Here is a 25,461-nt window from a genome sequence, read left to right as displayed (position 1 = left end):
CGGCAACAAAACGAGGCATCGATTTCCCCCGCGCAGGTAAAATAGCGAGCTTTTGCCCCCGGTGATCCTGTGCAAGGCTCCAAGCGCACGGCATTCAGCGGCCCGGCGCTCGTTCGCCTGCTGGCACATTTTGCCGATCTCGACGTTCACGAACCCGCTCAATCGCTTGCGGACCGTCTGAGCCAATGGCTCGGCTGGACCGATGCGATCGCGCTCTCGACCGCGCTCGCGACCGATCCGCCCGCCGTCTCCGGCGCGCGATCCGCCGCGCGCAACGTGGAAGAGGAGTGCGCGCGCGTGCGGACATCGCTCGCCGGCGCACTGGCGCGCGAGGACGCGGCCGCGCACCGCAGGCATCGGACCGCGGCGCAACCGGTGACGGATCAGCCGGCGCCCGATTACGCGGACTTCCGCCAGCGTTACCTGTCCTTGCAGCAGGCGATGGACACCGATATCGGCGCGCTGCGCACCCGTCTCAGATCGACGCTCGCGGCCAGGTCGCCGGACATGGCGCGCCTTGCGGTCGTCGATGCCGTGATGGAACAGGCGCTGAGCGCGCGCGAGCGCAGTTTGCTCGCGCATGTGCCCGCCTTGCTCGGCAAGCACTTCGAGCGCCTCAAGCGCGCGCACGCTGCGGCGGAAGCATCGCCGCCCAACGCGTGGCTCGACGTCTTCCGCAAGGATCTGCAAAGCGTATTGCTCGCCGAACTGGATGTTCGTTTTCAACCGATCGAAGGCTTGCTCGCGGCTCTTCGCACCCGCTAACTGGCTCGCTATGCCCCGAAATCTATTGAACATCGCCGTCTTTTCGATTGGCCTCGCCGCGGTCTGCGGCATCGGTATCGCCTATGTCGGCTCGAATGCGCTCGCGTTCGCCGTCATCGTCGTGATCGCCGGATGCTATCTCGCGGGCGCGGCCGAACTGCGCCGCTTTCAGCAGACCACCAGCACGCTGGAGCAGGCCGTCACGCAGCTCACGAGCGCGCCGCGCAGCCTGTCCGTATGGCTCGACACGCTTCATCCGAGTCTGCGCAATGCAGTGCGGTTGCGAATCGAAGGCGAGCGCGCCGCATTGCCCGGCCCGGCGCTCGCACCTTATCTCGTCGGCTTGCTGGTGTTGCTCGGCATGCTCGGCACGCTGCTCGGCATGGTCGCGACGTTGCGCGGCACGGGCACGGCGCTGCAGAGCGCATCGGATCTGACGGCGATCCGCGCGTCGCTCGCCGCGCCCGTGACGGGACTCGGCTTCGCGTTCGGCACGTCGATCGCGGGTGTCGCGGGCTCCGCGATGCTCGGCCTCTTGTCCACGCTGTGCCGGCGTGAACGTCTGCATGTCACGCAGCAGCTCGACATGAAAATCGCGGGCGCGCTGCGTGTCTTCACGCAGGCGCATCAGCGCGAAGAGACGTTCAAGCTGTTGCGGATGCAGACGGAGCTGATGCCGAAGCTCGTCGATCGCCTTCAGTCGATGACACTCGCGATCGAGCAGCAGAGCCTTGCCGCGAACGAGCGGCAGAGCGCGAGTCAGGAGGCGTTCCACGCAAAGACGGAGACTGCATATCGGCGGCTCGCGACATCGGTGGAATTGTCGTTGAAGCAGAGCGTCGCGGACAGCGCGCGCGCCGCGAGCGCCGCGTTGCAGCCGATCATGCAGACGACGATGGACGGCATCGCGCGCGAAGTCAGCGCATTGCACGGCAGCGTCGAACAGGCGGTCGCGCGTCAGCTTGAAGGATTGTCCAGCGGATTCGAGGCGTCGTCGGAAAAGGTCGCGGAGATCTGGAACGCGTCGATCTCGAAGCATGCGCAGTCGAACGCGGCGCTCGTCGGCGAAATGGGCGTATCGCTCGATCGCTTCGCGCAAGCCTTCGATCAACGCGCGGCAAGTCTCGTCGATGGCGTGTCGTTGCAAATGGACCGTGTGTCGGGCGCGCTGGAGTCGTCGGTGGCGAAGCACGGGCAATCGAGCGATGCGCTCGTTGCGCGCATGGACGCATCGCTGGATCGTTTTGCACAGACGTTCGATACGCGTTCTTCCGGCTTGATCGATGGCGTTTCGACACGCCTCGAAACCGCGATGAGCAACCTGTCGCAAGCATGGACCAACGCGCTCGCAGAGCATGCGCGCTTCAACGAACAAGCAGCCGGGCAGAACCAGAACGCATTGACGGCCGCCGCGGCTAGTTTCGAGGAACACGCGGCGTCGCTCGTGCAATCTGTCGATCAGCGAAGCGAAGAACGTCTTGCTACATGGAGCGGCACGCTCGATACGATGGCCGCGTCGTTGCGCGAGCAATGGCAGGCAACGAGCGCAGTGGCAGCGAATCGTCAGCAGGACATCTGCGATGCGCTCGCGCAAACCGCGCAGGATATGTCCGCACAATCGCAAGCCCATGCGAATGCGACGATCGCCGAAATCGAGCGTCTCGTGCAGGCCGCATCGGAAGCGCCGAAGGCCGCGGCCGAAGTGGTCGCGGAGATGCGTCAGAAGCTCTCCGATTCGATGGTGCGCGATACCGCGATGCTCGACGAGCGCAGCCGTTTGCTCGCGACGGTCGAGACCCTGCTCGATGCCGTGAATCTCGCATCGAACGAGCAACGCGCCGCCATCGACGCACTGGTCGATACCTCGGCGACATTGCTCGAACGTGTCGGCACGCAGTTCACCGGCACGGTCGAAGCTGAAGGCGGCAAGCTCGGCGCGATGGCCGCGCAAGTGACGACGAGCGCGGTCGAAATGGCCAGCATGTCGGATGCGTTCGGCGCGGCGGTGCAGTCGTTCGGCGCATCGAACGACAAGCTCGTCGCGCATCTGGAACGCATCGAAAGCGCGCTCGACAAATCACTCGCACGCAGCGATGAGCAGCTCGCGTATTACGTCGCGCAGGCGAAGGAAGTCATCGATCTGAGCATGCGGTCGCAAAAGCAGATCGTCGAGGACTTGCAGCATATCGCGGGCCATCGCGTGGCCGGAGCGCGCGCGGCATGAACGAGGACATCGACGGCGGCACGGAATACGCCGCGCCGATCTGGGCCGCATTCGCCGATCTGATGTCGGTGCTGCTGGGTGCGTTCGTGCTGATACTCGTCGGCGTGATCGGCGTGCAGTTGCAACTCGAAAACAAGCTCGACGAAGAAGTGAAGCATCGGCAGGAAGAAACGCAGCGTCGCCTGACGCTGGAGCAGGCGCTCGCGGGGCCGCTCGCATCGGGGCGCGTGACGCTCGTGAACGGGCGCATCGGCATCAGCGGAAGCGTGCTCTTCGCGCTCAATTCGGATCAGTTGCAGCCGCAGGGCCGCGACGTGCTGAAGAGCCTGGCCGGGCCGCTGTCCGCGTATCTTCGTGCGCATGAAGAGATTCTCATGGTGAGCGGTTTCGCCGACGATCAGCAGGTCCACGAAAACAACCGCCGCTTCGCGGATAACTGGGAGCTGTCCGCGAAGCGCGCGTTGACGGTGACGCGCGCATTGATCGATGCAGGCGTGCCATCGCCTTCGGTGTTCGCGGCGGCGTTCGGCTCGGAGCAGCCCGTCAGTTCCAACGCCGATGCGGAAGGGCGCGCGAAGAACCGGCGCGTCGAGATTTCGGCCGTGCCGCGGCCGACCAACGGCGACGCGAAGGCGCATGAATAACGCGGCATCGGCACGCGCGATGCTCGACGCATGGCGTGCGAACGGCGACGACCGCGCGAATCCCGTGCGCTTTCATCTCATCGATGCACTGGACCGGCGCGCGGGCGCGTATGAAGGCGAGGCGCGCCGCATGCTCGATGAACGGCTCGCGCAATTGCTCGATGCGTATCGGCGCGATATCGATTCGATGAATGTGGCTGCTGCGAAGAACGATGCGGCACGCGGTCCGCTGGCCGCGCTCGTCGATGACATCGAGAAAGCGTCTTCGATGAACGAGACATCGCACGCGGAATTGCTCGATTACTTTCGCGCGGTGTGGTCGAAGGTCAGCGCGGAAAAGCAGTTGCGCGATTCGTTCGCGCAAGTGCCGAAGAATGCGGGACCGCTCAATTCGAGCAGTCTGGTGCATCGGTCGCTGTCGCTGATGCGCGAGTTATCGCCGGAATACCTTCAGCAGTTTCTCGCGTACATCGATGCGCTTTCGTGGATGGAAGCGATGAACGGTCCTGTATCGACCGAAGTAGCGGGCGCAAAGAAAAGCGCACGCAAGAAGAAATAAAAAAACGCCGCGCGATTCATGCAACCGCGCGGCGCAATGGCATTACGCCAGCCAGCCTTTGATCGTGCTCGTCATCACGTTCGTGGAGATGCCATAGCGATCGTGCAGGGTGGGCAGCGCGCCTGCATCGAGGAACGCATCGGGCAGTGCGATCTGACGGAACGCCGGCGTCACGCCCGCCGTCAGCAGCGTGGTCGCCACCGCTTCACCCAGTCCGCCGATCACCGTATGATTTTCCGCGACCACGACGAGACGTCCCGAACGCTTCGCCTCGCGGATGATCGTGTCCGTATCGAGCGGCTTGATCGTCGGCACGTGCAGCACGGCGACATCGACGTTATCGGCTTGCAGCGCCTTGGCGGTCTCGAGTGCGCGCATCGTCAGGATGCCAGAAGAAATGATGAGCACGTCGCGGCCATCGCGCAGCAGCTTCGCCTTGCCGAGCTCGAACGTATAGTCGTATTCGTCGAGCACGGCGGGCACGTTGCCGCGCAACAGACGCGCATACACAGGACCCTTGTGCGCGGCGATCGCGGGCACCATCTGCTCGATATCGAGCGCGTCGCACGGATCGATGACGGTCATGTTGGGCATCGCGCGCATCAACGCGAGGTCTTCCGCGGCCTGATGGCTCGGGCCGTAGCCCGTTGTGAGTCCCGGCAGCGCGGCGACGATCTTCACATCGAGGTTATCTTCGGCGATCGTCTGATGGATGAAGTCATATGCGCGGCGCGTCGCGAATACCGCATAGGTCGTGACGAACGGCTGCGCGCCTTCATGTGCGAAGCCCGACGCCGCGCCCATCAGCAATTGCTCGGCCATGCCCATCTGATAGTAACGCTCGGGAAATTCCTTCGCGAGGATATGCAGGTCCGTGTACTTGCCGAGATCGGCCGTCATGCCGATGACGTTGCTCTTCGCGCGAGCCAGTTCCACGAGCGCATGGCCGAACGGAGCGGAACGCGTGACCTGTCCTTCGTTCGCGATGGAGGCGATCATCGCGGAGGTCTTCAAACGCGGCTTCTTGTCGATGACTTGACTCATGCTTGTCTCCCTGCTTCGAGTGCTTCGAGCGCCAGTTGCCATTCGTGGGCATCGACGCGGATAAAGTGGTTTTTCTCGCGCTGTTCGAGGAACGGCACGCCGCAGCCCATCTTCGTATCGCACACGATGATGCGCGGCTTCGCGTCCTTCAGATTGCGCGCGTTGTCGAAGGCCTCTTTCACGGCGTCGATATCGTTGCCGTTCACGCGCTGCACGTACCAGCCGAACGCTTCGAGCTTCTCGACGAGCGGCTCGAACGCCATGATCTGCGTCGAAGGGCCATCGGCTTGCTGGTTGTTCACATCGACCATCGCGATGAGGTTATCGAGCTTCCAGTGCGCCGCCGACATCAGGCCTTCCCAGACCGAGCCTTCGTCGAGCTCGCCATCGGAGAAGAGCGTGTAGACGAAGGACTTCGAGCCCTTACGCTTGAGGCCGAGGCCGCGGCCCACCGCGATCGTGAGACCTTGCCCCAGCGAGCCGCCGGACATTTCCATGCCGGGCGTATAGCTCGCCATGCCGGACATGGGCAGGCGGCTGTCGTCGCTGCCGTAGGTTTCGAGTTCCTCTTGCGGCAGGATGCCCGCTTCGAACAGCGCGGCGTACAGCGCGATCGCATAGTGACCGTTCGACAGCAGGAAGCGGTCGCGATCTTCCCATTGCGGATCTTCGGGGCGGTAGTTCATCGCGCCGAAGTAGGCGACGGCCAGCACGTCGGCGATATCGAGTGCCTGGCCGATATAACCCTGGCCTTGCACTTCGCCCATCAGCAGGGCGTTGCGGCGAATACGGTAGGCGCGCTCGGCGAGCGTCACCTCCTCGATAACGGGAGTACTCATGTGTTGTCTCCTTGAGTGAATTGGATTTAGCGATTGACCGTCTTGGCCGGCACGAAGAACACGAGCACCGCGCCCAGCACGACAGCCAACGAGATGAAGATCAGGCCCGCGGTCGATTTGCCCGTGAAGTCATTGAGCCAGCCGACGATCGCCGGGGAGAAGAAGCCCGCGAGATTGGCGAAGCAGTTGACCGCCGCGATGCCCGCCGCCGCCGACATGCCGCCGAGGACCGCGGTAGGCAGCGACCAGAACTGGGATGATGACGCGAGAATGCCTGCTGCCGCGACGCTCACACAGACGATCGAGGCGCCCACGCTGCCGAGCATCGGCAAGGTGGCGAAGCCGGCTGCGGAGATGAGCATCGGGATCGCGAGATGCAGGCGGCGTTCGCGGCGCTTGTCCGCGCTCGCACCGATCAGCGGCAGTGCAACGATGGCGCAGAGATACGGAATCGCGGTGAGAATGCCGACCCACAGCGGGTCTGCTACACCGGTGCGGCGGATGATCGTCGGCAGCCAGAACGTGAGACCGTATTGACCCAGCACGACGCAGAAGTAGATCGCGGCCATCAGCCACAGACGACGATCGCCGATGAACGAACGGATCGATACGTGCTGGACGGTCTGCGCGTTGTCCTTCTCGACGTTGCGGGCGAGCAGGGCTTTTTCCGCATCCGTGAGCCACTTCGCGCCGGCGATGCCGTTGTCGAGATAGAACAGGATCGCGACGCCGAGGAACAGCGAAGGCAGGGCTTCGAGCATGAAGAGCCACTTCCATCCGGCGAGTCCGTGCACGTTCTGGAACGCATGCATGATGTAGCCGGAAAGCGGCCCGCCGACGATGCCCGCGAGCGGAATCGCCATGAAGAACAGCGAGAGCGCTTTGGCGCGGCGCGCAGCGGGAAACCAGTACGTGAGATAGAGAATCACGCCGGGCGCGAAGCCCGCTTCGGCGACCCCGAGCAGAAAGCGCAGGACATAGAACATCGTGGGTGACTTGACGAACACGAAGCTCGCGGAAATCACGGCCCACGTCAGCATGATGCGAGCGAGCCAGTTGCGCGCGCCCACTTTATGCAGGATCACGTTGCTGGGCACTTCGAAGAGGAAGTAGCCGAGAAAGAAGATGCCCGCGCCGATGCCGTAGATGGTTTCGGAGAAGCGCAGATCGTTGAGCATCTGCAGCTTGGCGAAGCCGACGTTGACGCGATCGAGATACGCGCCGAGATAACACAGCATCAGAAAGGGGATGAGGCGGCGTCCGACCTTGGCATAGGTCTTGGCCTCGAAGCTCTTTGCATCATCGGATGATGCGAACTGGGCGCTTGCCGTCGATGCGGCGAGTTTGGATTTCATGAGTTTGTCTCCAGCCATGTCAGGCGCCCTGGTTATCCAGATGCGCCTGTGTGCGATCAGTGAATCAACATGCCGCCATTGACATCGAGCGTGATACCCGTGAGATACGAGGACAGATCGCTCGAAAGAAAGAGGCATGCATTGGCGATATCAGCGGCATCACCGAGACGGCCGAGCGGAATGCCTTTGATGATGTCCGTGCGCATCTCGGGCGTGAGCTTGTCGCCGGTGATATCGGTCTGAATCAGGCCCGGCGTGATCGAATTGACGCGGATGCCGTCGCCGCCGAACTCACGCGCCATCGCTTTCGCGAGACCCAGCACGCCGGCCTTGGCCGCGCTGTAATGCGGTCCGCCGAAGATGCCGCCGCCGCGCTGCGCCGACACCGACGACATGCACACGATGCTGCCGCGCTTCTGCTTCTTCATCTGCGGAATGACGGCCTGCGACATATACAGGGTGCCGAGCAGATTCACGCCGATGACCGCGTCGAAGTTATCCGCGCCGATTTCCAGCGTCTTGATGGGCTGCGTAATGCCCGCGTTGTTGATGAGCGCATCGATGCGCCCGTACTTTTCGATCGTTGCGCTGGCGGCGGCGACGCACGCGGCTTTATCGGTGACATCGCAGGCGAGGCCGAGATGGCCTTCGCCCAGATCGTTCGCGGCGCTTTGCGCGTCCGCTTCCTTCAGGTCCAGCACGACGATGCGCGCGCCCTGTGCCGCAAGCGCCTTTGCCGTCGCCTTGCCGATGCCGCGTGCCGAAGCCGCGCCTGTAACGATCACTACCTGATTCTCGAGCAACATCGTTGTCTCCGCTGGTTGTCTGGTGTAGACGCAGTGTCTTCGCCTTCGACCTGAGGATCAACGCAGTTTGCCTCAACTATTGCTGAGAAATTTTCAGGTATCGGCGCGGCGCTCGATTTGCTGATCCATCCACGCGAGAAACTTCGCGACGCGCGGCAATCCGGCGTTTTGACTGGGGTAAACCAGATGATGTGCGCCGACTTCGACCGCAAACTCCCTGCCGAATACAGGTACAAGCGAGCCGCGTTCCAGATGGACGGAGGCGAGCATCGTGCTTTCGAGCGCGATGCCGTGACCGAGCGCGGCCGCTTCGAGCGACATGTACGAGCGGTCGAATGAAAAATCGAACGCCTTGCGCTTCACGGCCACGCCGAATTTGCCGAACCACTGCTGCCATTGCACGAGCGGCGATTCGGAAAAGATCAGGCGTCGTTCGAGAAGATCATCGGGGGACGAGACGGGAAAGCGCTCCAGATAGGCGCGCGACGCGAGCGGCGCGATAGTTTCATGGCGCAGGGTCTTGATTTCGACGTCGGTCCAGTGTGCATAGCCGTGACGCACGTCGATGTCGAAATAGCCCGATGTGAACGACACGTTTTCATAAGAGCACGCGAGGTTCATCTGAATGTCGCCGTTTGCTTCCTGAAACGCGGCGAGACGCGGCAGCAGCCACATGAGACCGAAGCTCGGGCTCGAATGAATGCGCAGTATTTCGACCGATGTTTCGCTCGATGCACGCTCGGTCGCGCGATTCAGTTCGGCGAGCGCGCCGGTCACATCGGAGAGATATTGCGTGCCGGTGGGCGTGAGGACGAGACCGCGGCCGAGCCGCGTGAACAACGGACGGCCGACGATGTTTTCCAGATTCGCCAGTTGATGGCTGACGGCGGACGGAGTGAGGCCGAGCTCGTCGGCAGCGCGGTTGACGCTTTTGGTGCGCGCGACGCTCTCGAACGCGATGATTGATTTCAGCGGGGGGAGGCGCATGGGTGGTTACTTCGGCTCCTTCGGCACACGCCCCATCAAAAAGAACTCGTCGTTCGGCCGCATCGACATCACATTCGCCATGCGGTTCGATAGCCCGAAGAACGCGGTGATCGCCGCGATATCCCACGCGTCTTCATCGCTGAAACCATGCGCGTGCAGAGCAGCGAAATCGTCATCGCTGACGGTACCGGCCGCGCGGCACACCTTCAGCGCGAAATCGAGCATGGCCTTCTGACGCGGCGTGATATCCGCCTTGCGATGATTCACTGCCACCTGATCCGCGACGAGCGCGTTCTTCTCGTAGATCCGCAAGATGGCCCCATGCGCGACGACGCAATAGAGGCAATCGTTCACCGCGCTCGTCGCGACGACGATCATCTCGCGCTCGCCTTTAGTAAGGCCGCCATCCTTCAGCATCAGCGCATCGTGATAGGCGAAGAACGCGCGAAACTCATCGGGCCGATGCGCGAGCGTGAGAAACACATTCGGCACGAAGCCCGCCTTGTCCTGCACTTCGAGAATGCGCGCGCGGATATCGTCGGGCCAGTCTTGCGGTTCGGGAACGGGATAGCGGCTGATGGGCGGTTGCGTCATGACGTCCTCGAAGGCGTTGATCGAAGGCCCATTGTAGAGCGGTAGAGCGGTAGCGCGGCGAGGTTCAGCGCGTGACCGTCAGCGACGACAACAGCTTGAGCAGGCTGTCCACATTCACGGGCTTCACGAAGTGATAATCGAAGCCCGCCGATTGCGCGCGCAAGCGGTCTTCGGCTTGCCCGTACCCCGTGATCGCGATCAAGAGCGGCATCGTATCGCCCTTGCGGCGCAGGCGTCGCGCGAGTTCATAGCCGTCGACATCGGGCAGGCCGATATCGAGCAGCGCCACATCGGGTTGCAGCAACGGCGCGGACTCCAGTGCTTCGGCCGACGAATACGCGACGCGCGCAACGTGTCCTTCCGACTCGCACAGCATCGCGAGCGAATCCGCGGCATCGCGGTTGTCGTCGACGACGAGAATACGCAGCGCCGTGCGCGCCTCGCGCAGGCTCGTCTCCGAGAGCGCGAGCGCCGAATGCCGTTCATGATGATGCAGACGCGGCAAGCGCACGGTCACGGTCGTGCCGAGACCGGGTCCAGGGCTTTGCACGGTGATCGTGCCTTTGTGCATTTCGACGAGCTTCTTCACGAGCGAAAGCCCGATGCCGAGGCCGCCGTTCGAGCGGTCGAGCGTGCGCTCGCCTTGCGAAAAGAGCTCGAATACCTTCGGCAACAGGTCCGCTGAAATGCCGGTGCCCGTATCGGCAATGACGATCGACACCGACCCGTCATCCGCCTGCACGCTCACGGTGATGCGGCCTTCCTCCGGCGTGTACTTGCTCGCATTGTTCAGCACGTTCACGAGGATCTGCGAGAGCCGCGTGGGATCGCCGCACACCCACGTGGTCGCGTCGGATACATCTACCTGTATGTTCTGCGAGCGCGATTCGATCATGCCCGCGATCGCTTCCACTGCGTGATACACCGCCGTGCCGACGAGTATCGGTTCGAGTTGCAGCGCGATGCGTCCCTGCGTGATACGCGAGACTTCGAGCAGGTCATCGACGATGCGCGTCATATGCTCCACCTGCCTGCGCATCAGGTCGATCAGCTCGTGCAACTGCGTCTCGTCGTCCTTGTTCTTTTGCAGGAGCGCGATGGCCGTGCGCAAAGGCGCGAGCGGATTGCGCAACTCGTGCGCGAGCATCGCGAGGAATTCATCTTTGCGGCGTCCCGCTTCGCGCAACATGAGCTCCATGTGCTTTCGCTCGGTGATATCGATCACGCTGCCGATGATGCGCAACGGCTCGCCTTCCTTGTTGCGTTGAAGCAGGGCGCTGCCCTGCATCCATTGCTCGCCGTGCTTGTTGCGCACGCGGAATTCGAAGTGTCCTTGAGGATTTTCCCCGTTCGCGAGGCTGCGCACGTAGCGATCGAGCGTCGCGCTGTCGTCGGGATGCACCCGCGCGAGCGCCGCTTCATAGCTGAGCGTCTCGGTGATCTGACGCTCGCCGCCGGTTTCGAGCGACAGCGTCCATGTAGCGAGTTCGAGCGATGCGATATGAATGTTCGCGGCCTGCATCGCCACCGTGAGACGCAGGCTGCGCGCTTCGATCGCGGCCTGGGCTTCATAGCGCGGAGTGACATCGGTCGTCGTGCCGAACCATTCCTGCAGGCGGCCCTTATCGTCATAGAGCGGCGCGGCATGCGCCTCCACCATGCGATACGCGCCATCGTGCCGATACATCCGGAAGGTCAGCGTGCGCGCGGCGCCTTCGCGCAATGCTTCGAGCCACGCGTGATGCGTGCGCTCGCGATCGTCGGGATGGATGTAGTCGAGCCAGCCCCAGCCCGACAACGTTTCGGGCGGCGTGCCTGTGAACTGCTCCCATTCGCCGCCGGAAGGAAGGATCTCGCCGTTCGCATCGGCGGACCAGACGAGCGCGCCTGTGGTCTCGACCAGCGCGCGATAGCGACGCTCGGAAAGGCTCAGGCGTTCTTCGTCGGCCCGTTGCGCGCTGATATCGAAGCTCACGCCATAGACGCGCGTGAGCACGCCATGACGGTCGAACTCGGGATGCCCGCGCATGCGCAGCCAGCGGCGTGTTCCCTGATCGCCTTCGAGCACGAAGTCGAATTCGAACGGTCCGCCATCGCGCAATGCCTCGGTGAGCTTGCGCTGAAACGGCTCGCGATATTCCGGTGCGACGCGGTCCCATAGTTCCGAAAGCAGCACGGCTTCGGTGCCCGATGGAAAGGAATACAGTGCAGCGTTTTGCGCGGTCATGCGCACGACGCGCGTTTTCATGTCCCATTCCCACGCGCCCATGCGCGCGCCGGCGAACGCGGCCTGCAGACGCCGCTCGCTCGCCTCGTACATCTCCCATGCGTGACGGCACTCGTGTATGTCGATGGCGACGCCGACCGTATCGGCGATGTGGCCTTCTTCGTCGCGGCGTGCCTGAAGGTGCAGGGTATGCCAGCGAAACGCGGCATCGGCGCGCAAGAGGCGCACGTCGACGTTGCGCAAAAGCGTGCCGTCGCGCATCTGACGCAGTGCATCGAGAACGGGCGGGATATCGTCCGGGTGAACAAAAGCTTGCCAATGCCGGCCGACCAACTCCGGAAAGGGAACGCCGAGATAGCGGCATGCCCAGGGATTCGCATACTGGATCACCCCGTCGCGCGCCGCGCGCCATACGAATGACGGCAGGAAATGGGCAGGATCGTGCATGAGCGTCCTTGCTTCCTCATGCGGGCGAGACGCGTCGCCCGGCGCGGAATCGTCGGCTGCGATAACTTAGGGATACCATACAACAAAAGCGAATGGACCAAGCCGGTTTGCGATCCGCACTTCATCGATTGCGCGATTCCTCTAATGAATCACGCGTGATGCCCGGGACCACAAAGCTTCACGCGCAGTAGCAATCAACCTGCTTCACCGACTTCCTTCGGGTCCGGCAGCTTGCTGTCCTTTCCCTGGTTCTGGCGCGTCGGGGGCGCGGGCTCGTTCGTCATTGCGCGCTTTTGCTCGTCGGACAGACGGCGGTCCGCTGTGTTCGGGTCCTCGGGCGTCTGTTTGGGCGGGGTTGCACGATCGGTTTGCTCGGTCATGACAGGCTCCTTGTCGTCGTCATCGATGAGCGATGACTTCGCATCGCGCGTGCCCGGCCTCGATATCAGGCATAGCCGATGCTCAGCCATCTGCCGATGTTTTCGAATCGATTATGCAAAACGCAAAGAACACGCTCATCGTTTCCGCTGCTCTCGCATGCGCGGTTTCAGCGCCGCTGCGCGTATCGGCGGCGACGATCGCGTCCGCACCTTATGGCGCGACGCAACAAGGGCAGGCCGTCGTCCAATACACGCTCTCGAACGCGCGCGGCGTCTCGATGAGCTGCATCACGTATGGGGGCATCGTCACGCGGCTCGATGTGCCGGACCGGCGCGGGCGTCGCGCCGATATCGTGCTCGGCTTCGGCTCGCTCAACGACTATGAGAAGTACAACGGCAAGATTCATTTCGGCGGTTTGATCGGCCGCTATGCGAATCGCATCGCCGATGGACGCTTCGAGCTCGACGGACACACCTACAAGCTGCCCGTCAACGAGCCGCCGAACACGTTGCACGGCGGCCCGCACGGTTTCGACGAGAAAGTCTGGACCGTGGTCAAAACATTTCAGGGCGCGCAGGGCGCGGGTGTCCAGCTTCGTTACGTGAGCAACGATGGCGAGAACGGCTTTCCCGGCACGCTGACCGTCGATGTCACGTACACGCTCACGGACGATAACGACGTGCGCATCGACTATCGCGCGAAGACGGACAAGCCCACGGTCCTGAACCTCACGAATCACAGTTACTTCAATCTCGCGGGCGAGGGCAGCGGCAGCGTCGAAGGGCAGCTCGTCATGATCGCGGGATCGGCCTATACGCCGACCCGTCCCGATTCCATTCCGACGGGCGAAATCGCGAGCGTCGAGAACACGCCGCTGGATTTGCGCGCGCTGACGCCGATCAGCGCGCGGCTGCGATCGGCAAATCAGCAGATGCGTTTCGCGCGCGGCTATGACCAGAACTGGAAGCTCAACAAGAACGGGCAGCACAACGCCGAAGCGACGTTCGCGGCGCGCGCCTACGATCCGGCGAGCGGACGCGTGCTCGATGTCTACACGACGCAACCGGGCCTGCAGTTCTACACAGGCAATGGTCTGGACGGCAGTGTCATCGGCGTGTCGGGCACGGCGTACCGGCAGACCGACGGCTTCGCGCTCGAAACGCAGCATTTTCCGGACTCGCCGAATCATCCCGCGTTCCCGTCGACGGAGCTCAAACCCGGCGACGAGTTTCACGAAATCACAGTCTGGAAGATCGGTGTGCGTTGAACGTCGAGGGTTAATCCAAGCCCCTCTGGCGGGAAGCTTTCGCGTCCCGCACATGGCCTCGCGCATCGTCGGCGAAGCAGGTGCGGGACGCGAAGCCCCGTCGTCATAGCACTTTCGACGCGGCGGTCAGAAAACCGCACGGTCGATCGCGCTCTCTCAGGCCGCCCTCGTAATGGATTGACTATCCAGCGGTTGGAATTGCGTTTTGCATGCGAAATGCGTTGTTGTATTTTGCATTCCGCATGCAACCGTATCGTGACTACGCGGCAGCCTTGTCCGGACCGGCGCCGGCGTGTTCCTGAGCGAGAAGATCGAGAAGCCGCAGCACGCGCGCACGTTGTGTCGACACGAGATCGCTTTCGTCGCCGAGCGCGGCAACCCGCCTCTTCCAGTACCCGCGATCCAGACACGCGAACGCTTTTGCGTTACCCGACAGCGCGAGCGAGCGGATCATATGCTCGAGATGATCCAGCTGCGCGTCGGCCATGCGCGCCGGCATGAGCGCCACTGACGCGGCACGCGCCGTGCGCGTGACCGGCAAAACTTTCGACTTTCCCATTTTTTTGACGCCCCGACGTCTTGTTTTCGTGTTGCCTGTGGCTGTGCTCTTTATATGAAGCGGCCGTAAACCACAGTGAAGCAAGGAGGCAACGACGTGACAGCAGCACGACGGCAGGAATCGCCGACCTGGACGTCCGCAACGAGGCACTCGCTGCTCCTTGCCCTGCACGATATACCGGCATTTCGAAAAGGCTTTACCATGCGTCTCATTTGCCCGCGCACTTCGCGTAGTTGCGATCCATCCAGGGACGATTCGACCCATCGCTGATTTCATGCCCGCCGATTCCGACCCACCGATCCTGTCCACGCGTTTTTCGACGCAAGCGTTTGCGCGCGAGCGGCAATTGCTCGCATGGCGCGATCGCGTCGGGCATGTCGTCGATGTCCTGCCGGCGAAGGATCAGATCGAGCGCGGCTTTTCGGGCAACATCGATCTGCATGCGGCGGGCGGGCTCGTGTTCACGGAGGCGCGCACCGAAGCGCTCGTGCTCGAACGCTCGATAGCACGCGTATCGACCGATACGCGCCGCGATTTCGCGTTTCACGTCTACGCGGAAGGCGAGACCGGCAACGTCAGCGGCCTGAGCGTGAAGCGCAGCGCGCGGGGTTCGGTGCGCGGCATCGCCGCGTTCGATCCGAATCAGCGTTTTCGCATCGAGCGCCCGGCGTGCCGCGTGTTGACGATGTTCGTGCCGCGCGCGATCGTCGCCGCGCATGTCGGCGATTGCGATGCGTTGCACGGGCGCGTCGTGCCTGACGACGCGCCGCTCGCGCGGGTCCTGTTCGAGCATTTCGATGCGACCGCGCGCGGATTGCCGGCGCTCGATCGCCCGGATGCCATCGATGCGCTCGATGCCGGCGCCCGATTGCTGCTCGCCGCATTCGCGGACAAGCCGCACGCCTTGCACGATGCACGCGCGGCGTTGCAAATGGCGGTGAAGGAGCAGGTGAAGCGTTATGTCGATACGCATCTGCACGAAGCCGATCTCACGCCGACGAAAATCGTCGAAGCGCTCGCCCTGAAGCGCGCGACGATCTATCGATGGTTCGAGCAGGAGGGCGGTCTTGCCGCCTACATCCGGCATCGACGCCTGCGTGAAGCCGCCGATGAGATCGCGCGCTTTCCGAACCTTCAGATCGCCGATATCGCGTTCGGTCTCGGCTTCAAGAGCGCATCGGATTTCACGCGCGCATTTCGCCGCGCGTTCGACGTGAGTCCGCTGGAAATGCGCTTGCGCGCGCTCGAATTGCTGCGCGCGGCGCAGGACGATCCGGTCATGCGCTCGCGCGCCGCGCACTCGCGGGGCGCTCGGGAAAGCGGCTGAGCGCGAACAGCGTGACGCAGTTCGCGGCCAGCAGATACCAGGCGGGCGTCATCGCGTTGCCGGTCGCGCCGATGAGCCATGCGACCGCGAGCGGCGAGAATCCCCCGAAGATCACCACGCCGAACGTGTAGATCACCGCGAGGCTCGCCGCGCGCCGATGCTTCGGAAAGGCTTCGAGCATGAGCACCGAACCGGCGCCCGCGTTGTTCAGCGCGAGCGCGACATAGAGCAGGATGATCGCGAGCGCGAGCTCATCGGGCGCGCCGTGCGTGAGCGCGTGAAACGCGGGATAAACCGTCGCGAGCGCCGCTGCGAGCGATGCGTATTGCAGCGTCTTGCGGCTTCTCAGCCGGTCCGCCGCAAGGGCGACGAGCGGCGTGACGACGAGTATCACGAGGCCGGAGAGCGACGCGATCGCGAGGCTGATCGTCGCGGGCCGATGCAGCGTGTGCGTCAGATAGCTCGGCATGTAGAGCACGGCGATATAGATGCTCGCGGAAGGCGCGGCCATCATCAGCATGCCGCAGACAAGCGGGCGCGCGTGTTCGCGAAGCACGATGGCAAGTGGCGTGCGCGCGGGCCGCGCTTGTGAAGCCGCCGGTGCGCCGGGCACGCGCCGCAGAAACCAGCCGAGCGGTGCGATCAACCCGCCGATGACGAACGGCACGCGCCATCCCCATTGCGCGAGTTCGTCGGGCGAGAGCAGCGCCGACGTGCATGCGCCGACCAGCGCCGCCACGCATGCGGCCGCGCCCTGACTTGCGCCGCGCCAACTGACGATGAAGCAGCGCCGCTCGTACGCTACCGACTCCATCAGCAGCGCGGACGCCGGACCGATCTCGCCGCCCGCTGCAAGCCCTTGCAGCAGCCGCGCGAATACGATCAGCACGGTCGCGCTCGCGCCGATCGCGGCATGCGTGGGCAGACACGCGATCAGCCAGGTGCCCGCGGCCATCAGAACGATCGAGAGCCGCATGCCGGCCTCACGCCCGCGGCGGTCCGCGTAGCGGCCGATCAGCACTGCGCCGATCGGCCGCATCACGAAGCCCGCGCCGAACGTCGCAAGCGAAAGCAGCAGCGACGAAGCGGCGTCGTGCGCGGGGAAAAACAGCCGGCCGATGATCGCCGCGGAAAAGCCATACACCGTGAAGTCGTAGGCAACGAAGCCGTTGCAGATGACCGTCGCCACGATGATGCGCGTCAGATTCGGCGATGCGTTGCGGGTATCAGTGTTTGTCATGAATGAAGGATTGATGCGTATGAGCCTGGCCATCGAGGTTAACGGCCGCATTTTTCAGATCTTTCGATGCATCGTCGCGATCATCCACTAATACGCGCGTGTGCGCGCACGCGTAATATACGTTCACCTTTTGTGCAGCTTTCGAATCGATGTCTTCTGAACCCGCAAACGAACGAGGATTCGCTTTCATGGATGACGCCACGCGCGAATTCGACCGCTTGCGCCCGCGCTTGCAGGGCATCGCGTATCGGATGCTCGGCTCGGTCGCGGAAGCCGAAGACATCGTGCAGGATGTGTGGCTTCGCTGGCACGCGGCGGCGCGCGATGCGATCGACAATGCGGAAGCCTGGCTCGTCTCCGTGACCACGCGCCATTCGATCGACCGCCTGCGCGCGGCGAAAGTGCAGCGCGAGCATTACCTGGGCATCTGGCTGCCCGAGCCGCAGATCACCGAGCCGCCCGCGACGCCCGAAGAGGTCACGGAGCACGCGGACGACGTGTCCGTCGCGTTTCTGATATTGCTCGAACGTCTGACGCCCGAGGCGCGCGCGGCGTTTCTGCTGCGCGAAGTCTTCGATGCGGATTACCCGGAAGTCGCGAATATCATCGGCAAGACGGAGGCCGCGTGCCGTCAGCTCGTGAGCCGCGCGAAAGCGCAATTGCGCGAGGCGCGTCCACGCCGTTCGGTGCCGCGCGAGATTCATCGGCGTGTGCTGCATACCTTCGCGCGTGCGATCGAACTCGGCGATTTCGCTGCGATTCACGCGATGCTCGCGGAAGACGCGTCGCTCGTCGGCGATGGCGGCGGCCGCGTGCCGAGCTTCCCGAAGCCGCTTCTGGGCGGCAAGCGCATCGCGCAGCTTTTCTATGCGGCGCATATGCGTTATGGCAAGGGCGCGCGTTTCGAGCTCGTCATGCTCAATGAACAATGGGCGCTTTTGCGCTTCATCGAGGGCAAGCTCGAATCCGCGCAGACGTATGAGATCGAAGACGAGCGCATCGTGCGCATCCAGGTGCAGCGCAATCCTGAGAAGCTGAAGCGCATCGCGGCGCTCTACGGCAGCGTGTAACGAATCGCAGGCGATTGATGCGTGCGAGGCAACAGCGTGCGCACGTGCGCGCGTCTACCGGGAGACGGTATTCGACCCTACGATGACAGCCATGCCGAACACCCACCACGCATGGAGTCATCATGACGCAACGAATCAACTACATTCAACAATCGCCGGAACTGTTCAAGAAGTTCTATGAGTTCAGCCAGGCGGTGAAGGAGTGCTCGATCGAGCAGTCGACGCGCGATCTCGTGACGCTGCGCGCGTCGCAGATGAATGGCTGCGCTTTCTGCGTCGATATGCACGTGAAGGAAGCGAAGATTCACGGCGAGCGCGAGCTGCGCACGCATCACGTCGCGATCTGGCGTGAATCGACGCTGTTCTCGTCGCGCGAACGCGCCGCGCTGGCGTGGACCGAAGTGCTGACGCGCTTGCCCGAGCATGGCGTGCCCGACGAACTCTTTGCACGCGTGCGCGAGCAGTTTTCGGAGAAGGAGCTGTCGGACCTGACTTACATCATCATCGAAATCAACGGATGGAATCGCGCGAATGTCGCGTTCCAGACGGTGCCGGGCTCGTCCGACAAGGTGTTCGGGCTCGACAAGGCGAACCTGTCGTAAGCGCTTTGGCGCCGTCATTCGCTCAACGGAGGACCGATCATGCACAGCATCAAACGCGTGGGACTGGCGCTCGCCGTCGGATGTGCGGCGCTCGCCGCGAACACGGCGCAGGCCGCGCCGGAGGCCATCGTCAAGGAACTCATGACGAAGCCGCTTCCCGAATATCCCGGCAAGGAAGCGCTGATGATCAGCGTGGAATATCCGCCGGGCGCGGTCGATCCGGTGCATCGTCACGATGCGCACGCCTACCTCTATGTGATCGAAGGCTCGATCGTCATGCAGGTCAAGGGCGGCAAGGCCGTGACGCTCAAGCCTGGCGACACCTTCTATGAAGGCCCCGACGATATCCACACGGTGGGCCGCAACGCAAGCAACACGAAGCGCGCGAAGTTCATCGTGCTGCTTCTGAAGGACAAGGGCAAACCGGTTCTGACGCCGGTGCAATGAGCGAAAGCGTGACGCGCAGAAAATTTTTTTGCATTGGCGCGTCACAAACGCCGCGGCACGAACGTCTAGTGAGATAGAGCCACTACGCTTCGTGCCGCCATGCCATCAGACCTTGCGTTCCATTCCGACGACTCGCTCGCTTATAGCTTCGCGACGAGCTATGCGGGCGTCGTTTCGTTTCTGGCCGTCGCCAATGAGGGCAGCTTCGCGAAAGCGAGCGATCGCCTCGGCATCGGCCGTTCCGCCGTCAGCCGCAACGTGCAGAAGCTCGAAGCACAGCTCGATGCGCGTCTCTTTCTGCGCACGACGCGCAGCACGTCGCTTACGCGCGAGGGCGAGCTCTTCTACAAGAACTGCCAGCCGGGCGTGGAGCGCATCGTGCAGGCGCTCGAAGACATGCGCGAGCTACGCAACGGGCCGCCGCGCGGACACTTGCGCATCGCATCGACGCCGGGCTTCGGCCGCAAGGTCGTCGCGCCGCTTCTGGCCGGCTTCAATGCGCGCTATCCCGACATCGCGCTCGAACTCCTGCTCAATGACCGTCCATGCGATTTCACGGCGGAGCGCGTCGATGTCGCGTTTCGCGACGGTCATATGGAAGACAGCGAAGTCGTCGCGAAGCAGTTGATCCCGATGCAGATGATCGTGTGCGCGTCGCCGCACTATGCGTGCGAGCATGGCCTGCCTCGCCGTATCGACGATCTGGGCAAGCATCGCTGCATCAATCTGCGCACATCGAGCGGGCGCATCGCCGACTGGGAATTCAAGGTCGATGGCGTCGCGCAGAAGCGCGCGCCCGCCGCGCGGCAAACGTTTAACGATATCGATCTGATGCTGCAAGCGGTGCTCGACGGGCAGGGCATTGCGCAACTGCCCGCGTATCTCGTGTGCGATGCAGTGAAGGCCGGGCGGCTGCTCATGTGTCTCGCTCAACATGCGCCCGACGATGGCGGCCACTATCTCTGTTATCTCAGCCGCAAGCATTTGCCCGCGCGCGTGCGCGTCTTCGTCGATTACATGACGGAGCACGCGCGTGCGCTCGATTTGCATTGCCTGAACACGACGATCACGAACAAGAGCGCGGCGGCGCTGATGCCCGTCGATTGATTGATGCCTGGAAGGCAACACGGCGCATCCGGTAACGGCGCTACCGGATGCGTACGCGCACACCTACGATACGTTCAGGCGTATCGCTCAAAGGAGAAAACCATGAAGATCGTAGTGATCGGCGGCAGCGGACTTATCGGCAGCAAGGTCGTGAGCAATTTGCGGGCACGCGGACATGAAGTGATCGCGGCATCGCCGGCATTGGGCGTCGATACGATAACGGGCAAAGGCCTGAAAGAAGCGCTGCAAGACGCGCGCGTGGTCGTCGACGTAGCGAATTCACCTTCGTTCGAAGACCAGGCGGTGCTCGAATTCTTCGAGACGTCGGGGCGCAATCTGTTTGCAGCGGAGAAGGCAGCGGGCGTCGCGCATCATGTGGCGCTGTCGGTCGTCGGCACGGATCGTCTCGCGCAAAGCGGCTATTTCCGCGGCAAGATCGCGCAAGAGAAGCTGATCCGCGCATCGGGCGTGCCGTACACGATCGTTCAATCGACGCAGTTCTTCGAGTTTCTCGGCGGCATCGCGAAAGCGAGCGCCAACGAGAACGCAGTGCATCTGTCGGGCGCGTATATCCAGCCGATCGCATCCGATGATGTCGCCATCGCTGTCGCCGACCATGCCGTGAATGCGCCGGTGAACGGCATCGTCGAAATCGCGGGTCCGGAGAAGTCGCGACTTTCCGATCTGATGCAGCGTTATTTCAGTGCGACGGGCGATGCACGCACGGTCGTCGCCGACGATGACGCGCTCTACTTCGGCGCACGGCTCGCGGCCGATACGCTGCTTCCCGGCGCACAGGCACATCTCGGCGCAGTGGACTTCGATGCTTGGTTCAGGCAAAGCCAGAGCCAGCCACAAGCGGCGCACTGAGCGATCATCGTCGTCATCGCTTGCAGAGGAGGCCAATATGGAGCCGCTCGTTCCGCCGCCCGTCAGCCTGCTCGACAAGTATCGAGGCAACGACGTCAAACCGCTGTATGCGACGACCGTCACCGTCACCGGCGGCGATGCGGGTCATGGCCGCGCCTCGGGCGTGGCCCGCTCCGACGACGGCAATCTCGACATCGACCTGCGCATGCCCGAAGCGCTCGGCGGCCCCGGCGGCGGCACGAATCCGGAGCAGTTGTTCGCCGCGGGCTATGCGGCGTGCTTTCATGGCGCGCTGGTTTTGCTGGCGGAACGCGCGGGCATCGCGGTGAAGGGCGCGAGCGTCGCTGTCACGATCGAATTCGCCCGCGATCCAATGGATGGCCTCTTCCTTCTCACCGCGCGCACGCGCGTGCAGATGCCTGGCGTCGAACGCGCGGTGGCAGAAGAACTCGTGCGCAACACGGAACGCTTCTGCCCGTACACGAAGATGATGCGCAAGGGCATTGCGAACAGCGTTTCGCTCGACATGCCGTGATCATTCGACAGGCACGCGCGCAGCCTGATCGAGTTCGTTTGCTTCAGCCGATGTATCGCGCCGGCTCAACGCGCCCAGCGCGAACGCGGCAATGAACGCGGGAAGCGAGAGCAGCGTGAAGACTGCGCCGAATTGCAGGCCCATGCTCATCAGGAGACCGCCCGTCATCGCGCCCGCGACCGCGCCCATGCGCCCGATGCCGAGCATCCATGCGACGCCCGTTGCGCGGCTTCGCGTCGGATAGAACGATGCTGCGAGCGCCGACATCGACGTGACCGCGCTCGTCACCGCGGTGCCGGTCAGGAAGATCAGCACGGCGAGCCAGAGCTGATCCGATACGCCGCGTCCGATCGTGAGCACGAGCGCCGCCGCGAGCACGTAGGCGCACGCGTTGACGCGCCGCGGGTTGGCCTTGTCCATCACCCAGCCGAGACACAGGTTGCCGAGAATGCCGCCGAGCGGAAAGAGCGATGTCGTGAGCGCCGCGCGTTCGGCGGAGAAGCCCGCGTCCCTGAAGAGCGTCGGCAGCCAGTTGGTCAGCAGATAGAAGATCATCAGGCCCATGAAGTAGGCGAGCCACAGCATCGACGTGCCGAAGCGATAGGGCCGCGAAACGATGAGTCCGAGCGAAGACTTGCCGGCGTTGCCCGTGCGGGTATCGGCGGAGGTGAACGTGATCGGCGATCCTTCTGCGAGACGCGCATCGTTCGAGATGCGCCGCAAGACACGCGCGATCTTTTCGGCGGGGCGCTTTCTCACGACCATGAACTGCGCGGACTCGGGCAGCATGCAGAGCAGCAGCACCGTGAGCACGATCGGGCCGATGCCGCCGGCGACGAGCACGCTCTGCCAGCCGAAATGCGGAATGAGCCATGCGGCGCACAGTCCGCCGAGCGAGAGGCCCACGGAGAAGCCGCAGAACATCGTGTTGACGGCGACCGCGCGGCTGCGTGCCGGTGCGTACTCGGACATCAGCGTGACCGCATTGGGCATTGCCGCGCCCAGGCCGAGGCCGGTGAGAAAGCGCCACGCGGTCAGCGCTTCGACCGATGTCGCATGCGCCGATGCGAGGCTCCATACGCCGAAGAAGAACACCGAAAGCGTAAGCACGGCCTTGCGCCCGATGCGGTCAGCGATCGGTCCCGCCGCGAGCGCGCCGATGCCGAGACCGACGAGCGCCGCGCTCATCACCGGTCCCAATGCGGCGCGTGTGATGCCCCAGTCACCGATCAGCGATGGCGCGATGAAGCCGATCGCGGCGGTATCGAAGCCATCGGCTGCCACCACGAGAAAGCACAGGATCAGGATGATCCACTGATACGGCGAGAAGCGCTCGCCGTCGATGTAGCTCTGGACCTCGATGGTCCCGAAGTTCTTTTCCATGCCGGTATGTCTCCATTGAATCATGTATGAGCAATCGCGCGTCGCGGCCTTCGTTGTGCCGCTGTATGTGCCGCGCGCTTCAGCGTACGGCGGGCGAAAGGCTCCTGAACTCCACGCGCCTGATGATGCGGCTCTCCTGCGCGACGATGAGATGCGCCGACGCCTGCAGATAAGCGGGCCATTCGGGATCGTTGTCGCGTGCGGTACGCCGCTGGTCGTAATCCGCGATGCTTTCATAGCCCCACAGATGCACGACCTGATTCAACGCGCCGATATCGCTCATATAAAAGCCCACGGGCGCGCCGAGGTACTTGAGCTGAATCGGCATGGCGAGACGGTCGAATACATCGATGAATTCGGCCATGCCGCGCGGCTTGATCGTGTAGATGCGATGATCGATGAAAGGCTTGCTCATGCTGCGCTCCTCAGTTCGCTGGTTTTCGCGCGTGTGTCGATGCGGCCCGCGAGATGCAATCCGGTGAGATAACCGAATGTCATGATCGGGCCGAGCGTGATGCCTGCGCCGGGATAGTTGCCGCCCATGACGCTCGCGCGATCGTTGCCCACGGCATAGAGTCCCGGAATCGGCTCGCTGCCATCGAGTACCTGGCCTTGGGGATTCGTTGCGATGCCGTCGAACGTGCCGAGATCGCCCATCACGACCTTGAGCGCGTAATACGGGCCATCGCCGATTGGCGCGACGCAGGGATTCGGCTTGTGCGCGGGATCGCCGAGATAGCGGTTGAACGACGTCGTGCCGCGGCCGAATGCGGCGTCCTTGCCTTGCGCGGCATCGCGGTTGTAATCGCGCACGGTGGCTTCCAGCGCGGCGGCGTCGATGCCCGCGCGCGTCGCGAGTTCCGTCAGCGTGCGGCCTTTGACGAGATAGCCGCTTTTCACATGAGCGCCGAGCGGTATCGGCGCGGGCTTCGCGAAGCCGAGGCCATACTTGCGGATCGTCGCGTGATCGCAGATCAGCCACATCGCCGTTTCTTTTTCATCGCGGCAAGCTTCGATCATCGCTGCGCCGACATCGTGATACGAGTTCGATTCGTTGGTGAAGCGCACGCCGCCGCGCGTCACCCCGATCACGCCCGGCTTGTAGCGATCGAGCAGATGCGGAAACACGCCGTATTTGCCGTCTTTGAGCGGCACGCGCGAGACCGGCATCCATGCGGCGGGCTGCGGATAGCGGATATCGACGCGTCCGCCCACGCGCTCGGCCATGCGTGCGCCGTCGCCAGTATTGCCTGCGGGCACCGGCGATACGTGTTCGCCGCCGCGCCGCACATGCGGATAAGCCTTCGCGATGCGCGCGACATCGTGCGAGAAACCGCCGCAAGCCAGCACGACACCGCGCCGCGCGGTGATGCGCGTCTCGCGTCCATCGCCGACGACAATGGCGCCGGTCACGCGGCCTTTCACCGTGACGAGTTCTTTCGCTCCGGTGCGCGTATGAATCGGAATGCCGAGATCGAGTGCAGACTTGGCGAGACGCGCGGCAAGTGCATTGCCGCTCGTGATCTGCACGCCGCGTCTATAAAGCGCGAGTTCCCTGATATGACTCGCGAGGCGCTTCGCGACATACCACGCCGACGCAAGCGATTTCGTCGCGTTGAAGAAATGCTTGAGATCGGCGCTCGACGAATTGAACATCATGCCGATGAACGTGATCGTCTTGAGCGGCGGACGCAGGCGCGCGATGTCACGACCCAGCTCGCGCGCATCGAAAGGCTTTGCTACGACGGAGCGTCCCACGTCGACACCGCCCGCTGCATCGGGATGATAGTCGGGATAGAGCGTCGGCAAGAACTTCACCGAAGTCTCGCGCTCGAAGAAATCGATCATGCGCGGACCGTTGTCGAGGAAGGCATCGACAGCGGCTTCGTCGTACATCGCGCCGGTTTCGCCGCGCAGATAGCGCACGGCCGCATCGCGCGTATCGTGAATGCCCGCATCTTTCGCGTGACGATTGCCGGGGATCCACAGCACGCCGCCCGAGAACGCGGTCGTGCCGCCGAAGTATTCCTCTTTCTCGACGACGATCACGTCGAGCCCTTGCTTCTTCGCTGTAATGGCCGTCGAAAGGCCGCCGGCGCCCGAGCCGATCACGAGCACGTCGCAAGCGAGATCGGACGACCGCGTTACGGTAGTCATGATGTTGTCCTTTGATGGGAGCAGG

26 protein-coding genes are annotated in these 25,461 nt (G+C 63.3%); 12 read left to right on the top strand and 14 right to left on the bottom strand.

Translation table 11 applies throughout. From position 1 onward, the window contains the following. Positions 1 to 69: 69 nt before the first annotated feature. Genes AWB74_RS05250 through AWB74_RS05235 form a run of 4 tightly spaced genes read left to right on the top strand, consistent with a single transcriptional unit; the run spans position 70 to position 4,192 of the window. Positions 70 to 765, top strand: coding sequence for a DUF3348 domain-containing protein (locus tag AWB74_RS05250; protein ID WP_061145721.1), 696 nt, complete (start codon positions 70 to 72; stop codon positions 763 to 765). A 10-nt stretch (positions 766 to 775) separates the two neighbouring features. Further along, on the top strand, positions 776 to 2,989 hold the full coding sequence (locus AWB74_RS05245; RefSeq protein WP_061145720.1) for a DUF802 domain-containing protein: 2,214 nt from the start codon (positions 776 to 778) through the stop codon (positions 2,987 to 2,989). Then, positions 2,986 to 3,633 carry an OmpA family protein gene (locus AWB74_RS05240; protein ID WP_061145719.1) on the top strand — a complete coding sequence of 216 codons (648 nt, stop codon included), beginning with the start codon at positions 2,986 to 2,988 and terminating at the stop codon, positions 3,631 to 3,633. The genes AWB74_RS05245 and AWB74_RS05240 overlap by 4 nt, the downstream gene beginning before the upstream one ends. Continuing rightward, entirely contained in the window at positions 3,626 to 4,192 is a 567-nt protein-coding gene (locus tag AWB74_RS05235) for a DUF2894 domain-containing protein (protein WP_061145718.1), read from the top strand. Before AWB74_RS05240 ends, AWB74_RS05235 begins: the two co-directional genes overlap by 8 nt. A gap of 42 nt (positions 4,193 to 4,234) precedes the next feature. On the opposite strand, the gene AWB74_RS05230 is transcribed toward AWB74_RS05235, so the two are convergent. The 8 genes from AWB74_RS05230 to AWB74_RS05195 form a co-directional block, all read right to left on the bottom strand. Continuing rightward, a complete protein-coding gene (locus tag AWB74_RS05230) occupies positions 4,235 to 5,236 on the bottom strand; it encodes a transketolase family protein (protein WP_061145717.1) in 1,002 nt (333 codons plus the stop codon). After that, positions 5,233 to 6,075, bottom strand: coding sequence for a transketolase (locus AWB74_RS05225; RefSeq protein WP_061145716.1), 843 nt, complete (start codon positions 6,073 to 6,075; stop codon positions 5,233 to 5,235). The genes AWB74_RS05230 and AWB74_RS05225 overlap by 4 nt, the downstream gene beginning before the upstream one ends. A 26-nt stretch (positions 6,076 to 6,101) precedes the next feature. After that, a complete protein-coding gene (locus AWB74_RS05220; protein ID WP_061145896.1) occupies positions 6,102 to 7,430 on the bottom strand; it encodes an MFS transporter in 1,329 nt (442 codons plus the stop codon). Positions 7,431 to 7,486: 56 nt separating this feature from the next. Then, positions 7,487 to 8,236, bottom strand: a complete 750-nt coding sequence (locus AWB74_RS05215) for an SDR family NAD(P)-dependent oxidoreductase (protein ID WP_061145715.1) — start codon at positions 8,234 to 8,236, stop codon at positions 7,487 to 7,489. A 93-nt stretch (positions 8,237 to 8,329) separates the two neighbouring features. Beyond that, positions 8,330 to 9,223 carry a LysR substrate-binding domain-containing protein gene (locus AWB74_RS05210; RefSeq protein ID WP_061145714.1) on the bottom strand — a complete coding sequence of 298 codons (894 nt, stop codon included), beginning with the start codon at positions 9,221 to 9,223 and terminating at the stop codon, positions 8,330 to 8,332. A 6-nt stretch (positions 9,224 to 9,229) separates the two neighbouring features. Further along, positions 9,230 to 9,817, bottom strand: coding sequence for a peroxidase-related enzyme (locus tag AWB74_RS05205; protein WP_061145713.1), 588 nt, complete (start codon positions 9,815 to 9,817; stop codon positions 9,230 to 9,232). Between the two features lie 64 nt (positions 9,818 to 9,881). After that, the gene (locus AWB74_RS05200) at positions 9,882 to 12,491 is read right to left on the bottom strand and encodes a PAS domain-containing hybrid sensor histidine kinase/response regulator (RefSeq protein WP_061145712.1); all 2,610 of its coding nucleotides are present in this window, start codon (positions 12,489 to 12,491) and stop codon (positions 9,882 to 9,884) included. Between the two features lie 194 nt (positions 12,492 to 12,685). Beyond that, positions 12,686 to 12,871 (bottom strand): hypothetical protein, encoded by a 186-nt coding sequence (locus tag AWB74_RS05195; protein WP_061145895.1) that lies wholly within the window; start codon positions 12,869 to 12,871, stop codon positions 12,686 to 12,688. 113 nt (positions 12,872 to 12,984) lie between these two features. Here AWB74_RS05195 and AWB74_RS05190 point away from each other — a divergent pair, with 113 nt between their 5' ends. Beyond that, the gene (locus AWB74_RS05190; protein ID WP_061145711.1) at positions 12,985 to 14,139 is read left to right on the top strand and encodes an aldose epimerase family protein; all 1,155 of its coding nucleotides are present in this window, start codon (positions 12,985 to 12,987) and stop codon (positions 14,137 to 14,139) included. Between the two features lie 259 nt (positions 14,140 to 14,398). Here the strand turns inward: AWB74_RS05190 and AWB74_RS05185 are convergent, their stop codons facing one another. Further along, entirely contained in the window at positions 14,399 to 14,698 is a 300-nt protein-coding gene (locus tag AWB74_RS05185; protein ID WP_061145710.1) for a hypothetical protein, read from the bottom strand. A gap of 274 nt (positions 14,699 to 14,972) precedes the next feature. On the opposite strand from AWB74_RS05185, the gene AWB74_RS05180 reads away from it, so the two are divergent. Further along, a complete protein-coding gene (locus tag AWB74_RS05180; RefSeq protein ID WP_061145709.1) occupies positions 14,973 to 16,025 on the top strand; it encodes a helix-turn-helix domain-containing protein in 1,053 nt (350 codons plus the stop codon). Here AWB74_RS05180 and AWB74_RS05175 read toward each other — a convergent pair. Beyond that, positions 15,976 to 17,265: an MFS transporter gene (locus AWB74_RS05175; protein ID WP_061145708.1), complete on the bottom strand. Its 1,290-nt coding sequence runs from the start codon at positions 17,263 to 17,265 to the stop codon at positions 15,976 to 15,978. The genes AWB74_RS05180 and AWB74_RS05175 overlap by 50 nt on opposite strands. Then, positions 17,252 to 17,455: a hypothetical protein gene (locus tag AWB74_RS05170; protein ID WP_061145707.1), complete on the bottom strand. Its 204-nt coding sequence runs from the start codon at positions 17,453 to 17,455 to the stop codon at positions 17,252 to 17,254. Before AWB74_RS05170 ends, AWB74_RS05175 begins: the two co-directional genes overlap by 14 nt. On the opposite strand from AWB74_RS05170, the gene AWB74_RS05165 reads away from it, so the two are divergent. From AWB74_RS05165 to AWB74_RS05140, 6 genes are all read left to right on the top strand, one after another. Then, a complete protein-coding gene (locus AWB74_RS05165) occupies positions 17,454 to 18,335 on the top strand; it encodes an RNA polymerase sigma-70 factor (RefSeq protein ID WP_061145706.1) in 882 nt (293 codons plus the stop codon). The two genes, AWB74_RS05170 and AWB74_RS05165, sit on opposite strands and share 2 nt — an antisense overlap. Positions 18,336 to 18,457: 122 nt before the next feature. Beyond that, positions 18,458 to 18,937: a carboxymuconolactone decarboxylase family protein gene (locus AWB74_RS05160; RefSeq protein ID WP_061145705.1), complete on the top strand. Its 480-nt coding sequence runs from the start codon at positions 18,458 to 18,460 to the stop codon at positions 18,935 to 18,937. Positions 18,938 to 18,976: 39 nt separating this feature from the next. After that, positions 18,977 to 19,384 (top strand): cupin domain-containing protein, encoded by a 408-nt coding sequence (locus AWB74_RS05155; RefSeq protein WP_061145704.1) that lies wholly within the window; start codon positions 18,977 to 18,979, stop codon positions 19,382 to 19,384. 99 nt (positions 19,385 to 19,483) lie between these two features. Further along, entirely contained in the window at positions 19,484 to 20,491 is a 1,008-nt protein-coding gene (locus tag AWB74_RS05150) for a LysR family transcriptional regulator (protein ID WP_061145703.1), read from the top strand. 102 nt (positions 20,492 to 20,593) lie between these two features. Beyond that, positions 20,594 to 21,361 (top strand): SDR family oxidoreductase, encoded by a 768-nt coding sequence (locus AWB74_RS05145; RefSeq protein WP_061145702.1) that lies wholly within the window; start codon positions 20,594 to 20,596, stop codon positions 21,359 to 21,361. A gap of 37 nt (positions 21,362 to 21,398) precedes the next feature. Next, positions 21,399 to 21,896: an Ohr family peroxiredoxin gene (locus tag AWB74_RS05140; protein WP_061145701.1), complete on the top strand. Its 498-nt coding sequence runs from the start codon at positions 21,399 to 21,401 to the stop codon at positions 21,894 to 21,896. Here the strand turns inward: AWB74_RS05140 and AWB74_RS05135 are convergent, their stop codons facing one another. The 3 genes from AWB74_RS05135 to AWB74_RS05125 form a co-directional block, all read right to left on the bottom strand. After that, complete coding sequence (locus tag AWB74_RS05135; RefSeq protein ID WP_061145700.1) at positions 21,897 to 23,279, bottom strand: MFS transporter; 1,383 nt, start codon at positions 23,277 to 23,279, stop codon at positions 21,897 to 21,899. It lies immediately after the preceding gene. A 79-nt stretch (positions 23,280 to 23,358) separates the two neighbouring features. After that, the gene (locus AWB74_RS05130; protein WP_061122847.1) at positions 23,359 to 23,694 is read right to left on the bottom strand and encodes an NIPSNAP family protein; all 336 of its coding nucleotides are present in this window, start codon (positions 23,692 to 23,694) and stop codon (positions 23,359 to 23,361) included. Continuing rightward, complete coding sequence (locus AWB74_RS05125) at positions 23,691 to 25,436, bottom strand: FAD-dependent oxidoreductase (RefSeq protein WP_061145699.1); 1,746 nt, start codon at positions 25,434 to 25,436, stop codon at positions 23,691 to 23,693. Before AWB74_RS05125 ends, AWB74_RS05130 begins: the two co-directional genes overlap by 4 nt. Positions 25,437 to 25,461: the final 25 nt, after the last annotated feature.

This window comes from Caballeronia arvi (assembly GCF_001544695.2).
GTDB classification, from domain to species: domain Bacteria; phylum Pseudomonadota; class Gammaproteobacteria; order Burkholderiales; family Burkholderiaceae; genus Caballeronia; species Caballeronia arvi.
Note: the sequence above shows the minus strand (reverse complement) of the source record. Positions and strands in the feature narration are given on the sequence as shown.

Bases quoted from the DNA above. Each gene is read 5' to 3' on its own strand.
- AWB74_RS05245 (WP_061145720.1), top strand. From the start codon at position 776: ATGCCCCGAAATCTATTGAACATCGCCGTCTTTTCGATTGGCCTCGCC.
- AWB74_RS05240 (WP_061145719.1), top strand. From the start codon at position 2,986: ATGAACGAGGACATCGACGGCGGCACGGAATACGCCGCGCCGATCTGG.
- AWB74_RS05235 (WP_061145718.1), top strand. From the start codon at position 3,626: ATGAATAACGCGGCATCGGCACGCGCGATGCTCGACGCATGGCGTGCG.
- AWB74_RS05230 (WP_061145717.1), bottom strand. From the start codon at position 5,236: ATGAGTCAAGTCATCGACAAGAAGCCGCGTTTGAAGACCTCCGCGATG.
- AWB74_RS05225 (WP_061145716.1), bottom strand. From the start codon at position 6,075: ATGAGTACTCCCGTTATCGAGGAGGTGACGCTCGCCGAGCGCGCCTAC.
- AWB74_RS05220 (WP_061145896.1), bottom strand. From the start codon at position 7,430: ATGAAATCCAAACTCGCCGCATCGACGGCAAGCGCCCAGTTCGCATCA.
- AWB74_RS05215 (WP_061145715.1), bottom strand. From the start codon at position 8,236: ATGTTGCTCGAGAATCAGGTAGTGATCGTTACAGGCGCGGCTTCGGCA.
- AWB74_RS05210 (WP_061145714.1), bottom strand. From the start codon at position 9,223: ATGCGCCTCCCCCCGCTGAAATCAATCATCGCGTTCGAGAGCGTCGCG.
- AWB74_RS05205 (WP_061145713.1), bottom strand. From the start codon at position 9,817: ATGACGCAACCGCCCATCAGCCGCTATCCCGTTCCCGAACCGCAAGAC.
- AWB74_RS05200 (WP_061145712.1), bottom strand. From the start codon at position 12,491: ATGCACGATCCTGCCCATTTCCTGCCGTCATTCGTATGGCGCGCGGCG.
- AWB74_RS05195 (WP_061145895.1), bottom strand. From the start codon at position 12,871: ATGACCGAGCAAACCGATCGTGCAACCCCGCCCAAACAGACGCCCGAG.
- AWB74_RS05190 (WP_061145711.1), top strand. From the start codon at position 12,985: ATGCAAAACGCAAAGAACACGCTCATCGTTTCCGCTGCTCTCGCATGC.
- AWB74_RS05185 (WP_061145710.1), bottom strand. From the start codon at position 14,698: ATGGGAAAGTCGAAAGTTTTGCCGGTCACGCGCACGGCGCGTGCCGCG.
- AWB74_RS05180 (WP_061145709.1), top strand. From the start codon at position 14,973: ATGCCCGCCGATTCCGACCCACCGATCCTGTCCACGCGTTTTTCGACG.
- AWB74_RS05175 (WP_061145708.1), bottom strand. From the start codon at position 17,265: ATGACAAACACTGATACCCGCAACGCATCGCCGAATCTGACGCGCATC.
- AWB74_RS05165 (WP_061145706.1), top strand. From the start codon at position 17,454: ATGGATGACGCCACGCGCGAATTCGACCGCTTGCGCCCGCGCTTGCAG.
- AWB74_RS05170 (WP_061145707.1), bottom strand. From the start codon at position 17,455: ATGAAAGCGAATCCTCGTTCGTTTGCGGGTTCAGAAGACATCGATTCG.
- AWB74_RS05160 (WP_061145705.1), top strand. From the start codon at position 18,458: ATGACGCAACGAATCAACTACATTCAACAATCGCCGGAACTGTTCAAG.
- AWB74_RS05155 (WP_061145704.1), top strand. From the start codon at position 18,977: ATGCACAGCATCAAACGCGTGGGACTGGCGCTCGCCGTCGGATGTGCG.
- AWB74_RS05150 (WP_061145703.1), top strand. From the start codon at position 19,484: ATGCCATCAGACCTTGCGTTCCATTCCGACGACTCGCTCGCTTATAGC.
- AWB74_RS05145 (WP_061145702.1), top strand. From the start codon at position 20,594: ATGAAGATCGTAGTGATCGGCGGCAGCGGACTTATCGGCAGCAAGGTC.
- AWB74_RS05140 (WP_061145701.1), top strand. From the start codon at position 21,399: ATGGAGCCGCTCGTTCCGCCGCCCGTCAGCCTGCTCGACAAGTATCGA.
- AWB74_RS05135 (WP_061145700.1), bottom strand. From the start codon at position 23,279: ATGGAAAAGAACTTCGGGACCATCGAGGTCCAGAGCTACATCGACGGC.
- AWB74_RS05130 (WP_061122847.1), bottom strand. From the start codon at position 23,694: ATGAGCAAGCCTTTCATCGATCATCGCATCTACACGATCAAGCCGCGC.
- AWB74_RS05125 (WP_061145699.1), bottom strand. From the start codon at position 25,436: ATGACTACCGTAACGCGGTCGTCCGATCTCGCTTGCGACGTGCTCGTG.